The following is a 14,578-nucleotide window of genomic DNA, read 5'->3' as shown; positions in this document are numbered from 1 at the left end:
TTGACGTGTCGACAGGGCAGCGGATGTGACATGGGTTGAATTTCCGTCACTGAAAAAACCATTTGACTGGAGCCGACGGCAGAATGGTTCAGACTTAACATAATCCCCTGACGGAAGCATACGATGAAACCGGCGATTCTGGTGGTTGATGACGATACGGCAGTCTGCGAACTGCTTCAGGACGTGCTGAGCGAGCACGTCTTTAGCGTGCTTGTCTGCCATAACGGCCAGGATGCACTGCGGCAGGTACAGCAGGAGCCGAATATCGCGCTTGTGCTGCTGGATATGATGCTGCCGGATATCAACGGCCTGCAGGTTCTGCTGCAGCTGCAAAAGCTGCGACCGGCGCTACCGGTTGTGATGTTAACCGGGCTGGGCAGTGAGTCAGACGTGGTGGTAGGGCTGGAGATGGGGGCCGACGATTATATTGGCAAACCGTTCAACCCGCGCGTGGTGGTCGCCCGCGTGAAAGCGGTATTGCGCCGTACCGGCGTGCTTGCTGCAGACGCCCCCGCGCTGCCCGTTGCGGGCATTGCTTTTAACGGATGGACGCTTGATACCACCCGCTGCGAGCTGAGCGATCCGCAGCGGAATACCGTGCCCTTAACCCAGGGTGAGTACGGCCTGCTGCTGGCGCTCACGCAGAATGCCCGCCGGGTGCTGAGCCGCGATCGTCTGCTTGAGCTGACCCACAGCGAAAGCGCGGACGTGTTCGACCGCACGATTGACGTGCTGATCATGCGCCTTCGCCGGAAGATCGAGGCTAATCCGCATCAGCCTGCGCTCATCAAAACCATCCGCGGGCTGGGTTACGTGTTTGCCACCGATGTGAGCCGGCCCGAACAGGCGGCATAAGGCTTACGTTATCGCCGGAACAATAATGGCGGCAAAGATGGCAACGATGCACAGATACTTGAGGGCGTAATAGGCCTTACGGTTTCTTTTTTTCAGACGCTGCCCCCGCTCGCGGCCCGCATGAACGTATTTAAAGATGCGGTTAATGCCACCAGTGCTGTCATTCTCGTCATTCGGTGAACTGGCTGCAGACATCAGCGTGGTTCCCACCCAATGGTTAACCGCCTGCGCCCAGCGCCATTTCATGGGACGCTCAATATCACAGAAGAGAATAATGCGCGTTTGATCCGATTTATTCTCTGCCCAGTGGACGTAGGTCTCATCAAAAATAACGGCTTCACCATCCCGCCAGCTGTGGCGCTGCCTGTCGACTTCAATAAAGCAGCGATCGTCATTCGGTGTGAATAAGCCCAGATGGTATCGAACCGAGCCCGCGTACGGGTCCCGGTGCTTGCCAAGCTTCGCACCCGCCGGCAGCTCGGCAAACATGGCCGCCTTCACCGAGGGGATTTCACTCACCAGCCGGGTCGTCACCGGGCATAAAGACTGCGCGGAGGGATGGGCATCGGCATACCATTTCAGATAAAAACGTTTCCAGCCGCGTTTAAAAAAGGTGTTAAAGCCAGCGTCGTTATTATTTTCCGCCGCCTTAATATGATGCTGCAAACGCAGCGCCTCTTCGCGAATAACCAGCCAGTTTTCCGTCAGCTTATTTAATTCCGGGAAGCGTTCTGTTTCAAAGAAAGGCTGCCTGGCGGGCAGGGAAGAAAACGCCGTCATAAACATATTGATGGGTGCCATGAACGTTGAATGGTCGAAGAGCTGACGGGAAAGCGTCTGTTTTTCTTTGCCGCGTGAATGCGCATAAATAACGCTGATAATGAAAATACCGATGATGATTGCTGCGAACATTTTTCCCTTGTCCTCTTTCTATCTCATTTCGGAAAAGTATGCGGACAGAGTGCTGCCCACGCCGAATATGCCAGATGGAGAGAGTGTAGTTTGGGAATGTAAAATTCATAGAATTGTAATGAAAAATCGCAATTATTGTTAAATTAAACGCTCTCGCGAATAAACGCCTGCAGCTCGGCCAGCGTTTTTGCGCCGTCAATCGCATTGGCGGCCAGCAGACTTGCGCGCGCGCAGGCGTGCGCCAGATAAATACTCTCTGTCAGCGGGAGCGATTCATGGCAGCCGTATAAAAAGCCTGCGCAGAAGGCATCGCCCGCGCCGACGCTGCCAATAATCTCTTCCTGCTCCAGCATCCATGACGGGATCCAGCGACCCTCTTCACCGGGTGCTTCTCCCCATGCCCCTTCCGGACAGTGGATCACTACCCGCTGGCGGACGCCGGCCGCCAACAGTTGCGCGGCGGCGTCGGCGATATGGGCAACGTGCGGGGCGTCGTTATCGTCACGCATTGTCAGTCCGCTAAACTCACCGGCCTCGAGTTCGTTAATCACCAGATAATCCAGATGACGCAGGGCAGGGAGCACCAGCGGCTGGTAGCGCGGGTCGCCCTTGCGGGACACCAGATCGAGCGAGGTTTCATATCCCTGGTCGCGCATCTGCGCCAGCAGCCGCGCGCTGCGGGTGCCAAACTCGTCATCCGGCATATCCAGACTGTCGAGCAGCAGCAGGTAGCCGAGATGGAAGATCTTCATCGATCCGTCTAAACGATCGAAGGCGGGAAGATCCAGCAGACGGTTGGCGCCCGGCGAGTGGAAAAAGGTGCGCTGCCCGCTGGGGTCGGTCATCACCTGCGACATGGAGGTTGGCGCAAAGGTGGTGCGCTGTACGCGCTGGCGGTTGACGTGGTACTGGTCGAGCATCGCCAGAATGTAGTCCCCGTCGCCGTCTTCGCCAATCAGCCCCACCGCCTGCAGCGGCAGGCCAACGTGCATTTTTGCCAGCGTCAGCAGGACGTTGAGCGGCGCGCCGCCGGTGGAGCGTTCGCTGTGGGTGATTTCCGCCAGCCAGCCGCGCTCCGGCCACTGCACGATCTGGTGGACGTGATCCACCAGCATGTTGCCTGCGGCAATGATCCCTTTACGTTCCATCAGGCTTTCCCCGCGCTGCCGAAGATGCGCATCTGTTCGGCGACCGTATCGGTAATCGCCTCTTCAATGCCCAGCAGCAGCTCGGCAAATTCATCGTACAGCGGCTGGCGGTTCGCCATGCGCTGCTCAACGGCGGCGAGCGCGGCCTGCGACATGCCGGTATAGAAGTTGATTTTATGGATGCCCAGCTCGATGGCGCGGCGGAAGTCGGCATCGCTAATCCCGGAGCCGCCGTGTAAAACCAGCGGCAGCCCCGTCTGCTGGCGAATGGCGTCCAGGCGCGGGAAATCGAGTTTCGGCTCGCCCTTGTATTTGCCGTGCGCGTTGCCGATGGCGACCGCCAGCGCGTCAATGCCGGTTGAATCGACAAATTCGCGCGCCAGCTGCGGGTCGGTAAAGAAGGCCTCATCCGCGTGCCCGTACAGCGCGCCGCCTTCATCCCCGCCGACCGCACCCAGCTCCGCCTCCACCGACACGCCGACCGCGTGGCACATCTTCACCACTTCCCGCGTCTGGCGAATGTTTTCCTCGTAGCTCAGCGTAGAGCCGTCGAACATCACCGAGCTGAACCCTAAGCGCAGGGCGCGCACCACCGCCTCGAAATGCAGGCCGTGGTCGAGATTGAGCACCACGGGAATGTCGTGACGGGCGGCTTCGAACTTAACCGCTTCGACAAGCGAATCCAGAGACACGTACTTAAAATGCACTTCGGCGATGTTGATGATAAACGGCGCGCGTTCCTGCTTCGCGGCGGCGAACAGCGCGCGCAGGAAGTGGGAGTCGAGCACGTTAAACGCGCCCAGCGCATAGCGATGCGCCCTGGCGTGCTCCAGACCGTCGGCAAGAGAAATCAATGGCATCATTCACCCCTTATATCCGAAACAGGTTGTACTCGTTGCACAGCACCAGCAGCGCCGGTTCGTCTTCTTCTATGTTGTTATAGCGGGCAACGGGCTGCAAAAAGTGGTTGTCGTGTTCATCGTCATTGACCGATGACACCTCCCCAACCAGCACGTCGCCGAAGCCGCGTTCGCCCCAGAAACTGTGGTACAGACCGGGCGTCAGGCAGATGCTTTCCCCTGGCGTGAGGCGCAGCTGGCTGCCGGGCGCGTGGGTCTGACGGCAGCCGTCGACGGTGACCGTCACGTCGGTGTTTTCCGTCTCTTCATGTGCACCGGCATTCCACAATTCTACAATCAGGTTCCCGCCGCCCCGGTTGATGATGTCCTCACGCTTGCGCCAGTGAAAGTGCATCGGCGTGACCTGGCCGTCCCGCACGTGCATGATTTTTTCAGCATAGTTTTTTTCATACGGCACGCCGTTGGGCGAGCCGTTGCGCAGGGTAAACAGCGTCAGGCCCTCAGCGGCAAAGTTGTTGCCGCCGAACGCCGTCACGTCCCAGCCGAGCTTGAGGTCGAACACTTCCTGCCACGAGGCCTGGTCAAGCTGCTGCCATTTTGTGGGCGGAAAGCTGGCAAACGGCGGGAGATGCACGTCGTGCATGGAAAAGAACTGCCGCGTGTGGCCGAGGATTTCATTGATGTCGGAGCGTTTCATGGGGACTCCTTGAGTTTTATGCCACCCCCTCACCCCGGCCCTCTCCCTCAAGGGAGAGGGGGAGTAAGTTCCCTCTCCCCGTGGGAGAGGGTTAGGGTGAGGGCATCAGGCCGCACCGGGGTTACTTAACCGTCCACCCCTTATAGGTCCCGACGTTCTTTTTATCGATCATCGTCACCGGGATCAGCACCGGCGCTTTCGGCGCAGGTTTGCCCTGTAGAATGTCATAGCCGATCTCCACCGCTTTTGCCGCCATCACCTGTGGATCTTGCGCCGGGGTTGCGACAAACAGGGAGTTTTCGCGCTTCAGCGCTTCCTCACCGTCCGGCGAACCATCCACGCCGACGATAAAGAACTCGTTGCGCTGCGCCTGCTTCGCGGCCAGATCGGCACCGATCGCGGTCGGATCGTTAATGGCGAATACGCCATCGATCTTCGGATTGGCCGCCAGCAGGGAGGTCATGACTTCCAGACCGCCTTCACGGCTGCCCTTGGCGTTTTGGTTATCCGAGAGTACCTTGATATCCGGATGTTTTTTGAATTCCGTCTGACAGCCTTCCACGCGGTTTTGCACCGCAGAGACCGGTGGTCCGTTGATGATCACCACGTTGCCTTTGCCTTTCAGGCGGTCGGTAATGTACTTACAGGCCATTTCGCCCGCCTGGGTGTTATCGGAGGTGATGGTCGCGTCGGCCCCTTCCGCCGCCACGTCAACCGCCACGACCACGATCCCGGCGTCCTTCGCGCGCTTCACCGCCGGGCCGATCCCTTTGGAATCTGCGGCGTTGAGGATGATCATGTCCACCTTCGCGGCGATGAAGTTGTCGATCTGCGCCACCTGCTGGCCCAGATCGTACCCGCTGGAGACCAGCGTCACCTTGACGTTATCGCCAGCCAGCTTGCGCGCTTCCAGCTCGGCACCTTTTGTGATCTGCACGAAGAACGGGTTAGCCAGGTCGCCCACCGTCACGCCGATGGACTTCAGATCTTTTGCCTGCGCAAACGGCGTTGCGGCAAGCAGCGCGCCAGCACAGAGCGCGGTCACTAAGGGTTTCAAACGCATATTGTTTTCCTCGAAGCTGTAGGGTGTTGTTGTTATGTACTTTGATGGTGTCGGGTACGGTATTTGTCGATCAGCACCGCTATGATGATCACCGCCCCTTTGATCACCAGCTGCCAGAAGTAGGAGACGCCCATCAGCGTCATGCCGTTGTTGAGGGTGGCGATGATCAGCGCGCCGACCAGCGTGCCGGTGATCGTGCCGATCCCGCCGACAAAGCTGGTGCCGCCGAGGATCACCGCCGCAATCGCGTCAAGCTCATAGCCCGTGCCGAGGTTGCCGTTGGCGCTGTAGAGGCGCGAGGCGCTCATGACGCCGCCGAGGCCGGAGAGCAGGCCGCTCATACCGTAGACAAACAGCAGCACCAGCCAGACCTTAATGCCGGTCAGTCGCGCCGCCTGCATGTTGCCGCCCACCGCGTAGATATGTACGCCGAGCGTGGTGCGGCGCAGGATGAACCAGCAGATAGCAATGACCGCTAGCGCGATTACCACCAGCCACGGGATCGGGCCGAGGTAGTTATTGCCGATCCACTCGAAGCTGATGTTGGAGTTAATGACCGTCGTGCCGTCCGCCAGCAGATACGCCGCGCCGCGCAGCGCCGTATAGGTGCCGAGCGTCACGATGAAGGGCGGCAGCCCGGCAAAGGCCACCAACGCGCCGTTGAACAGGCCCAGCACCATGCCGAGCATCAGCGCGGCCGGAATGGAGAGCATGGCAAATTCAGGGATAAGCGAGACCACCATCGCCGCTACCGCCGTGGTGCCCAAAATCGAGCCGACGGAGAGGTCAATCCCGCCGGTCAGGATGATGAAGGTCATTCCCGCCGCCAGTACGATGTTGATCGACGCCTGACGGGTGATGTTGAGCAGGTTGCTCTCGGTGAAAAAGTTCGGGGCGATAAAGCCAAATACCGCCACAATCAGAATAAGAATCGGCAGGATACCGACCGTTTGCATCAGATCGCTCATCAGCATTTTTTTTGCGGAGGCGGATTTCGCCACCTGCTGCGGACTGGTTGAATGTGTCATGGTTGCACCGCCTGATGATGAGTGTCGTTCACGCCGGTTGCCAGCGTCATGATGTTTTCCTGAGAGATGTCGCGCCCATGGAGCTCGCCCGCAATGCTCCCTTCGCGCATCACGTACACCCGGTCACTCATCCCTACCACTTCCGGCAGCTCGCTGGAGATCATTAAAATCGCCACCCCTTTGCGCGCCATCTGGTTCATGATGCGGTAGATCTCGCTTTTCGCGCCGACGTCCACGCCGCGCGTGGGTTCGTCCAGAATCAGAATGCGCGGGCCGATGGCCACCCAGCGGGAGATCAGCAGCTTTTGCTGATTACCGCCGGACAGCCCGCCCGCGCGCACCTGAGAATGCGGCACGCGGATGTTGAGCAGGGCAATGGCGTCATCGGAAATGGACTGGGCTTTTTTTCGGTTTAACATGCCGAAGGTGGCGTCACGCTCCAGCGTCGCCATGGTGATGTTCTCTTGCGCCGCCAGCTCCAGAAACAGCCCCTGCTCCTTGCGGTTTTCGGTGAGAAAACCGATGCCGTTTTCGATGGCCGCGCGCGGGGAGTGGATTACCACCGGCTCGCCGTCGACCTCAATCATGCCGCCGGTGGCTTTACGCACGCCGAAGATGAGCTGTGCCAGCTCGGAGCGTCCGGCCCCGACCAGACCCGCCAGCCCGACGATTTCGCCGGAACGTACCTGCAGGCTGCACGGCTGTACTTTTTTGCCGTCGGTGAGGTGGTGGACGTTGAGGCGCGGGCTGCCGAGAGGAATGTCACGCTCCTTGTTGAACAGGTCGCTTAGCGGGCGGCCCACCATCATGCGCACCAGCTCGGAGGCGTTCAGCTTGTCGCGCGTCAGGCTGCCGACGTATTGCCCGTCGCGCAGCACGCTGACGCGGTCAGAGAGTTCATACACTTCCGCCATCCGGTGGCTGATATAGATGATCGCCATCCCTTCGTCGCGCAGGCGCAAAATCAGTTCGAACAGGCGGTGTGTTTCCCGCGAGGAGAGGGCGGCAGTGGGTTCATCCATCACCAGAATGCGGCTGTTGCGGTGCAGCGCACGGGCAATTTCCACCTGCTGCTGCTCGGCGATGGTCAGCTTCATTACCAGGTCGGTGGCGCTGAACTGTGCCCCGAGGCGGTCAATCACCGCCTGCGCCTGGGCGGCCATCTCTTTGCGCTGCACCATCCCGCCGCGCGACAGCTCGCTGCCGAGGAAGATATTTTCGGCAACGGTCAGATTGGGCGCGAGTTGCATCTCCTGATAAATCAGGGTAATGCCAGCGGCCAGCGCATCTTTCGGCCCTTTAATGTGAAACGGCTGACCGTCGATCAGGATCTCGCCGCTGGTGGCGGTATAGGCCCCCGCGAGAATTTTCATCAGCGTGCTTTTTCCCGCGCCGTTTTCACCCATCAGCGCGTGGATCTCACCGGGAAAGACCGTCAAATCCACACCCTTGAGCGCGTGGAAACTGCCAAACGTTTTGGCAATGCTGCGCATCTCTAATACCGGGGTTCTGCTCATGGCGGATCTCCTGCGAATGCCGATATCTGCACTTCATCACAGGTGCGTAAATGCAAAATGTCAGAAGCCGTTCATATTTGTCATAGTTATGAATAGCTAATCGCCGTCACATTTCTCTTTTCCCTCTCCCTGTGGGAGAGGGCCAGGGTGAGGGCAGCAAACCGCACAGGAGCCCAAACCCATGCCATCACGCCCCCCGTTTTTCGCCAGCGCCCGCGGACGCCTGCTGATTTTCAATCTGCTGGTGGTCGCCGTGACGCTGATGGTGAGCGGCGTGGCGGTGCTCGGTTTTCGTCATGCCAGCCAGATCCAGGAGCAGGTGCAGCAGCAAACGCTGGATGACATGACCGGCAGCATGAACCTGGCCCGTGATACCGCCAACGTGGCGACGGCAGCGGTGCGGCTTTCGCAGGTGGTGGGGGCGCTGGAGTACAAAGGCGAAGCCGAGCGCCTGAAGCAGACGCAAATGGCGCTGCGCCGCTCGCTGGAGCAGCTTGCGGATGCGCCGCTAGCGCAGCAGGAGCCGGCGCTGGTGGCGCGCATTATTCAACGAAGCAATGAGCTACAGCAGAGCGTGACGGAGATGCTTGAGCGCGGGCAGCGCCGCCATCTGGAGCGTAACGCGCTGCTGAGTTCGCTGTATCAAAGCCAGAGCTACCTGCGCCATCTGCAGGACATCAACCGCCGCTATGGCAGCAACGTACCGGATGCGCAGCAGCTGATGGAGATGGACCGGCTGATCGCCGCCGCCATCGACACCCCTTCGCCGCGCGCGACCGTTCATCAGCTGGACGGCGTGTCCGCAGCGCTGCCCCGGAGTGCCGTACAGCCGGTCGTGAAGGCGGTTCTGCCTGATTTTAATGCCGAGTTAGGCAAGCTCGCTCCGCTGTCGAAGCAGCTGGAAGAGAGCGATCTGGCGATAAGCTGGTATATGTTCCACATCAAGGCGCTGGTAGCGATCCTCAACGGTGATATTAATCAGTACGTTGAGCAGGTGGCGCAGGCCTCCCGGCTTCGCACCGCCCAGAGCCATCACGAGCTGCAATCCATCAGCGTGTTTATCAGCATCTTCGCTGTGCTGGCGCTGATTATTACCGGGTGCGCCTGCTGGTATATCTACCGCAATCTCGCCTCTAACCTGACGGCCATTTCCCGGGCGATGTCGCGCCTTGCCCACGGCGAACAGGATGTTTCCGTTCCCGCACTCCAGCGGCGCGATGAGCTGGGCGAGCTGGCGCGCGCGTTTAACGTGTTTGCCCGCAACACCGCCTCGCTTGAGCACACCACGCGCCTGCTGAAAGAGAAAACCACGCAGATGGAGATCGACCGCGTTGAGCGTCAGGGGCTGGAAGAGGCGCTGCTGCACAGCCAGAAGATGAAGGCGGTCGGACAGCTGACCGGCGGACTGGCGCATGATTTTAACAACCTGCTGGCGGTGATCATCGGCAGCCTTGAGCTTACCGACCCCGAATCAAAAGACGCGCCGCGCATCACCCGGGCGCTGAAGGCGGCCGAGCGTGGGGCCTTACTGACCCAGCGGCTGCTGGCGTTTTCCCGCAAGCAATCCCTGACGCCGCATGCGGTAGAGATGCTGCCGCTGCTGGAGAACCTCCGGGAGCTGATGCGCCACTCCCTGCCTGCCACCCTGACCCTGGAGATTGAGGCGCAATCGCCCGCATGGCCCGCCTGGATAGACGTCAGCCAGCTGGAAAACGCCATCATTAACCTGGTGATGAACGCCCGCGATGCGATGGAAGGGCAAAGCGGGGTGATTAAAATCCGCACCTGGAATCAGCGCGTCACCCGCAGCGACGGGCGCAGGCAGGATATGGTGGCGCTGGAAGTGATTGACCGAGGCAGCGGCATGTCGCAGGAGGTGAAATCCCGGGTCTTTGAACCGTTCTTCACCACCAAGCAGACCGGGAGCGGAAGCGGGCTGGGCTTGTCGATGGTGTACGGCTTTGTGCGCCAGTCCGGCGGTCGCGTGGAGATTGAAAGCGCGCCGGGGCAGGGAACGACCGTCCGGCTTCATCTCCCGCGCTCGGTGCTGCCCGCCGCTGCTGCTGCTGAAGCGCTGTCAGCCACCGCCTCCGTCGATAGCGAGCGGCTGGTGCTGGTGCTGGAAGATGAAGCCGATGTTCGGCAGACCCTGTGCGAGCAGCTGCACCAGCTTGGTTACCTGACGCTGGAAGCGGACAACGGCGAGCAGGCGCTGAGCATGCTGGCGGCGTCACCGGATATCGGCATGTTTATCAGCGACCTGATGCTGCCGGGAAGCCTGAGCGGCGCCGAGGTGATTAACCATGTGCGTAGCCATTATCCGCAGCTTCCGGTGCTGCTGATCAGCGGCCAGGATTTACGCCCCACGCACAATCCTCAGCTGCCGGACGTTCAGCTACTGCGTAAGCCGTTTACGCGGGTGCAGCTGGCGCAGGCGCTGCGGAAGGTCATGGTAATTTGAGATTCCTCCGCTACCCTGGCTCCCCGCCGTTCATTATCGTAAGGCCAGTTCACCTGCGAGTCTGGCCTTATGAAACGTTACTCAACTGCTCTGTTATTCGGTCTGCTGTCACTTACCAGCCAGCTGGCTCATGCCGATATTGTTGATGATGCTATTGGCAACATTCAGCAGGCGATCAACGATGCCTATAATCCCAGCCGCAGCAGCGATGACGATGACGATCGTTATGACCGCAGCCGTCAAATCGACAGCCGACAGTACGACGATCGTCGTCGGCAGCTTGAAGATAGACGACGCCGTTTAGATGAACGTCAGCGTCAGCTGGATGACGATCGCCGTCGGTTAGAAGAAGATGAGCGCAGGTTAGAAGACGATTACGATCGAGGCTAAAGCCTGGTGGCGCTTCGCTTACGCAGGCCTACAAAACCCTGGACCGTAGGCCGGGTAAGGCGCAGCCGCCACCCGGCAAAACTTAGTCGAGCACCAGCATCATCCCGTCATAGCCCGCTTCCATGCCCTGCGGCAGCGGGTTATCCATCATCCATACGTCAAACTGATGGCTGACGTGCGTCAGGATCACCTGAGGGCAGCCAATCACCTCGTTTAACGCAATCACGGTAGTTAAGTCGCAATGGTTTCGCGGCGTCTCGTCGCGCGGTTCATGGCTGCAGTCGATAATCATCGCCTGCGGCTGGTTGTTGAGCAGGAACTTCACCGTTTTTTCCGGCAGCCCGGCGGTGTCGGAAAGCCAGGCCACGCGGCTGTGGGCCGATTCCAGCAAATACCCGAAGGTCAGTTTTGAATGGTTGAGCGGTAGCGGCGTGACCCGCAGCCCCTGAAGTTCAAACATCACAAACGGTTCGACCGTGTGGCTGAAATCCAGAATCCCCGGATGTTTAAGCAGGTCGTCGCATCCCGCGTCGTCCGGCGGACCGTAAACCGGAATGGTCGCGCCCACGCCCCAGCGCAGGGGGAAGAGCCCCTGAACGTGATCCATATGGTAATGGGTGAGCAAAAACTGCTGGAAGCTGCCTGCGGGCCAGTCGTCCATCAGGTGCGGAATGCCCGCGTCCAGCAGCGTCACCGCATCGTTGAATTTGACTACCGCGCTGCAGGGACGGCGGCGATAGTTATCCTGCAGTCGCGCCCGGCGGCAGGCCGCGCAGTCGCAGCCAAAGACCGGCACCAGCTGGGCGCTACCGGTTCCCGTCAACGTGATGGTCAGACTCATAACGCACCTCTACAGCGGTTTAGTGAATCGAAAATGGCTCTGCGTATATCCTTCACGAACGTAAAAACGGTGCGCGTCAGTGCGCTTCACGCTGGTGGAAAGTTCGGTCAGCTCCGCACCGGCCTGTCTAGCCACCTCTTCCGCCCAGGCCAGCAGCTGGCTTCCCACCTTTAACCCGCGCGCCTGCGGCATCACCACCAGCTCCTGGATCTCGCCGATCCAGCGCGCGTGATGGAGGTGAAACTGCATGTGCAGACCGATCATGCCGATGACCTGCCCCTCTCTCTCCGCAAGCTGGTAGCGCATATTGCGATCCTGCAGATTGGCAAGATAGCCCGCGTGAAACGCCGGGCGATCGAACTCTGCCTGCTTAAGCTCGCAGATCAGGGCGTAAACACTCTGCGCATCGTCGGCGGTAGCGGGGCGAAGCTGGCAGTCAGGCATGCTGTTTCTCCTTCTGGCGGATAAGCGATAAAAAGGTATCGACTGACTGTAGCAAACTTCCGTCGTTATTGAGGATGTGACAGTCTGACGGGGCATAGCGGGCCGCGCGCTCAAGCCGCTGGTCGATCTCACGGGCTGATTCACGCCCCCGGCTCTGCAACCGGCTGCGCAGGACGTCCGGCGAAACCTGCAGACAGACCGGCAGCAGGGCCGCCTCATAGCGGGCGCGCGCTTGCGGCAGATGCGCACGCGAGCCGTTAACCAGCACGTCGAAGCCCGCATGCAGCCAAAGATCGGTCTCAATGCCGATCCCATAGTAATAACCGTTGGCGTGCCAGCTCAGCGCCAGCAGGTTTTGCCCGGCCCGGATGAAAAACTCCTGCTCGCTCAGGGCGATATGGTTTTCACTCCCTGCATTGGCCGCGCGGGTAATATAGCGGTGCGCAACCAGCAGCTGCGGATGTTCTCGCTGCCGTAAGGCGGACAGCAGGCTGTCCTTACCGGAGCCGGACGGCCCCATTAACCAGATAAGTCTTCCCATCAGAACACCCTTTTTCCCTGACGCCAGACGTGGTCGATATGGATGTGCTCCCCCTTGCGGTGGGCCAGCACCAGATCCGCGCGTTTACCTTCGGCGATTTCCCCGCGATCCTGGAGATTAAGCGCCGAGGCCGGGTTTTTCGTCACCAGGCGAATCGCCTGCGGCAGCGTAAAGGTGTTGCCCTCGTCGTCAGCCACCCGAAACGCCGCATCCAGCAGGCTGGCGGGATAGTAGTCGGACGAGAGAATATCCAGCAGGCCGAGCGAGGCAAGCTTGCTTGCCGCGACGTTGCCGGAGTGCGAGCCGCCGCGCACGATGTTTGGCGCGCCCATCAGGACGTTCATGCCGTGCCTGCGGGAGGCTTCAGCTGCTTCAAACGTGGTGGGAAATTCTGCGATTACACTCCCAAGCTGGTGGGATTCGCGCACGTGATCGTGCGTGGCGTCGTCATGGCTGGCCAGCGCGATATTGCGGTCCCGGCACATCGCGGCAATCTTAAGGCGGTTCGGCTGCGACCACTGTGCCGCAAGCGCCAGCTGCTCTTCTTCGTAGCGGGCCATCTCCGCATCGCTGAGAGAATATTTGCCCTGATAGTATTCGCGATACTTTTCAATGTTGGCGAACTGGCGCTGCCCCGGCGAGTGGTCCATCAGGGAGACCAGCGAGACCGGCTCGCGCCCGACCAGCTTTTCAAACAGCGGCAGGGTGGTGTGGTGCGGCAGCTCGCAGCGCAGGTGCAGACGGTGCTCGGCGCGGTTGAGGCCGCGTTTTTGCGTCTCCTCCACGGCGTTGATCATCTTCTCCAGATTCTCCAGGCGGTCGCCGCCGTCGCGCACGTCGCCAATCGCCACCGCGTCGAGCACGGTGGTGATGCCGCTGGCGACCATCAGCGCGTCGTGGCTGCTCATCGCCGAATGGGCGGGCCAGTCCACCTTTGGGCGCGGGGTGAAAAATTTGTCCAGATTATCGGTATGCAGCTCAATCAACCCCGGCAGCAGCCAGCCGCCTTCACCGTCCATTGCCTCCGGCGAGCGGCTCTGGGTTTCGGCAAAGGCGCGAATAACGCCGTCATGGACTTCAACCGAGCCATCAACGACTTCATTTTCCAGCACCAGCCTGACGTTATTGATAATCATGCGTCGTTCCCCATTGGGTGTAGTCTGTCCGCCACGCGGCTGCGAACGCTTTCGTCGTGGAAGATCCCGACGATCGCCGCGCCGCGCGCTTTGGCCTGTTCGATCAGCTCCACCACGGCGGCGCTGTTTTTGTTGTCGAGCGAGGCGGTGGGTTCATCCAGCAGCAAAATCGGGTAGTCAACGATAAACCCGCGCGCGATGTTAACGCGCTGCTGCTCGCCGCCGGAAAAGGTCGACGGGGCAAGGTGCCACAGGCGTTCAGGCACGTTGAGGCGCGTCAGCAGGCTGGCGGCTTTGGCGGCGCAGGTTTCACGCGGCACGCCGAGATCCAGCAGCGGCTGCATCACCACGTCCAGGGCGGAGATCCGGGGGATCACCCGCAGAAACTGGCTCACCCAGCCGATCGTCGTGCGGCGCACGTCCAGCACCTGACGCGCGGGGGCCTGCACCAGATCGACCCACTCATCGTTGTGGCGAATGCGGATATGGCCTTCGTCCGGGAGGTAGTTGGCGTACAGGGAGCGCAGCAGGGTGGATTTTCCGCTGCCGGAGTGGCCGTGCAGCACTACGCATTCGCCCTTGCTGACCTCTAACGAGGCGTTTTGCAGCACCGGCAGGCGCACGCCGTTTTGCTGGTGGAGCACAAAGGTCTTACTTACGTTTTGTACGTGGATCATGTTGGCCT

General features: G+C 60.2%; 15 protein-coding genes. 3 read left to right on the top strand and 12 right to left on the bottom strand.

Going from position 1 to position 14,578, the window contains the following annotated elements; all coding sequences use genetic code 11:
• Nucleotides 1-123 precede the first annotated feature (123 nt).
• The gene (locus N037_RS04730) at nt 124-855 is read left to right on the top strand and encodes a response regulator (RefSeq protein ID WP_032639425.1); all 732 of its coding nucleotides are present in this window, start codon (nt 124-126) and stop codon (nt 853-855) included.
• A 3-nt stretch (nt 856-858) separates the two neighbouring features.
• Here N037_RS04730 and lpxO read toward each other — a convergent pair whose 3' ends face one another.
• The 7 genes from lpxO to N037_RS04695 form a co-directional block, all read right to left on the bottom strand.
• A complete protein-coding gene (lpxO, locus tag N037_RS04725; RefSeq protein ID WP_023334194.1) occupies nt 859-1,767 on the bottom strand; it encodes a lipid A hydroxylase LpxO in 909 nt (302 codons plus the stop codon).
• Between the two features lie 143 nt (nt 1,768-1,910).
• Nucleotides 1,911-2,915: a carbohydrate kinase family protein gene (locus tag N037_RS04720; protein WP_023334195.1), complete on the bottom strand. Its 1,005-nt coding sequence runs from the start codon at nt 2,913-2,915 to the stop codon at nt 1,911-1,913.
• A complete protein-coding gene (locus tag N037_RS04715; protein ID WP_032639423.1) occupies nt 2,915-3,775 on the bottom strand; it encodes a ketose 1,6-bisphosphate aldolase in 861 nt (286 codons plus the stop codon). The genes N037_RS04720 and N037_RS04715 overlap by 1 nt, the downstream gene beginning before the upstream one ends.
• A gap of 10 nt (nt 3,776-3,785) precedes the next feature.
• Nucleotides 3,786-4,472: a D-lyxose/D-mannose isomerase gene (locus tag N037_RS04710; protein WP_032639421.1), complete on the bottom strand. Its 687-nt coding sequence runs from the start codon at nt 4,470-4,472 to the stop codon at nt 3,786-3,788.
• 121 nt (nt 4,473-4,593) lie between these two features.
• The gene (locus N037_RS04705) at nt 4,594-5,535 is read right to left on the bottom strand and encodes an ABC transporter substrate-binding protein (protein ID WP_021242935.1); all 942 of its coding nucleotides are present in this window, start codon (nt 5,533-5,535) and stop codon (nt 4,594-4,596) included.
• A 32-nt stretch (nt 5,536-5,567) separates the two neighbouring features.
• A complete protein-coding gene (locus tag N037_RS04700) occupies nt 5,568-6,563 on the bottom strand; it encodes an ABC transporter permease subunit (RefSeq protein WP_032639419.1) in 996 nt (331 codons plus the stop codon).
• Complete coding sequence (locus tag N037_RS04695; protein ID WP_032639417.1) at nt 6,560-8,080, bottom strand: sugar ABC transporter ATP-binding protein; 1,521 nt, start codon at nt 8,078-8,080, stop codon at nt 6,560-6,562. The genes N037_RS04700 and N037_RS04695 overlap by 4 nt, the downstream gene beginning before the upstream one ends.
• 181 nt (nt 8,081-8,261) lie before the next feature.
• Between N037_RS04695 and N037_RS04690 the strand changes: the two genes are divergently transcribed.
• The gene (locus N037_RS04690) at nt 8,262-10,541 is read left to right on the top strand and encodes a hybrid sensor histidine kinase/response regulator (RefSeq protein WP_032639415.1); all 2,280 of its coding nucleotides are present in this window, start codon (nt 8,262-8,264) and stop codon (nt 10,539-10,541) included.
• Between the two features lie 69 nt (nt 10,542-10,610).
• Complete coding sequence (gene yjdP, locus N037_RS04685) at nt 10,611-10,931, top strand: DDRRRQL repeat protein YjdP (RefSeq protein WP_032639413.1); 321 nt, start codon at nt 10,611-10,613, stop codon at nt 10,929-10,931.
• A gap of 82 nt (nt 10,932-11,013) precedes the next feature.
• Here yjdP and phnP read toward each other — a convergent pair whose 3' ends face one another.
• The 5 genes from phnP to phnL are packed head-to-tail and all read right to left on the bottom strand — an operon-like array spanning nt 11,014 to nt 14,570.
• The gene (phnP, locus tag N037_RS04680) at nt 11,014-11,772 is read right to left on the bottom strand and encodes a phosphonate metabolism protein PhnP (protein WP_032639411.1); all 759 of its coding nucleotides are present in this window, start codon (nt 11,770-11,772) and stop codon (nt 11,014-11,016) included.
• 9 nt (nt 11,773-11,781) lie between these two features.
• On the bottom strand, nt 11,782-12,216 hold the full coding sequence (gene phnO / locus N037_RS04675; protein ID WP_023334203.1) for an aminoalkylphosphonate N-acetyltransferase: 435 nt from the start codon (nt 12,214-12,216) through the stop codon (nt 11,782-11,784).
• Nucleotides 12,209-12,760, bottom strand: coding sequence for a ribose 1,5-bisphosphokinase (gene phnN / locus N037_RS04670; RefSeq protein WP_152594386.1), 552 nt, complete (start codon nt 12,758-12,760; stop codon nt 12,209-12,211). Before phnN ends, phnO begins: the two co-directional genes overlap by 8 nt.
• Nucleotides 12,757-13,893: an alpha-D-ribose 1-methylphosphonate 5-triphosphate diphosphatase gene (phnM, locus tag N037_RS04665; protein WP_023334205.1), complete on the bottom strand. Its 1,137-nt coding sequence runs from the start codon at nt 13,891-13,893 to the stop codon at nt 12,757-12,759. Before phnM ends, phnN begins: the two co-directional genes overlap by 4 nt.
• A complete protein-coding gene (gene phnL, locus N037_RS04660) occupies nt 13,890-14,570 on the bottom strand; it encodes a phosphonate C-P lyase system protein PhnL (protein WP_032639406.1) in 681 nt (226 codons plus the stop codon). The genes phnM and phnL overlap by 4 nt, the downstream gene beginning before the upstream one ends.
• Nucleotides 14,571-14,578: the final 8 nt, after the last annotated feature.

It is taken from the genome of Enterobacter sp. EGD-HP1, assembly GCF_000733275.2.
Lineage (GTDB): Bacteria > Pseudomonadota > Gammaproteobacteria > Enterobacterales > Enterobacteriaceae > Enterobacter.
This window is presented reverse-complemented; position numbering and strand designations above follow the sequence as displayed.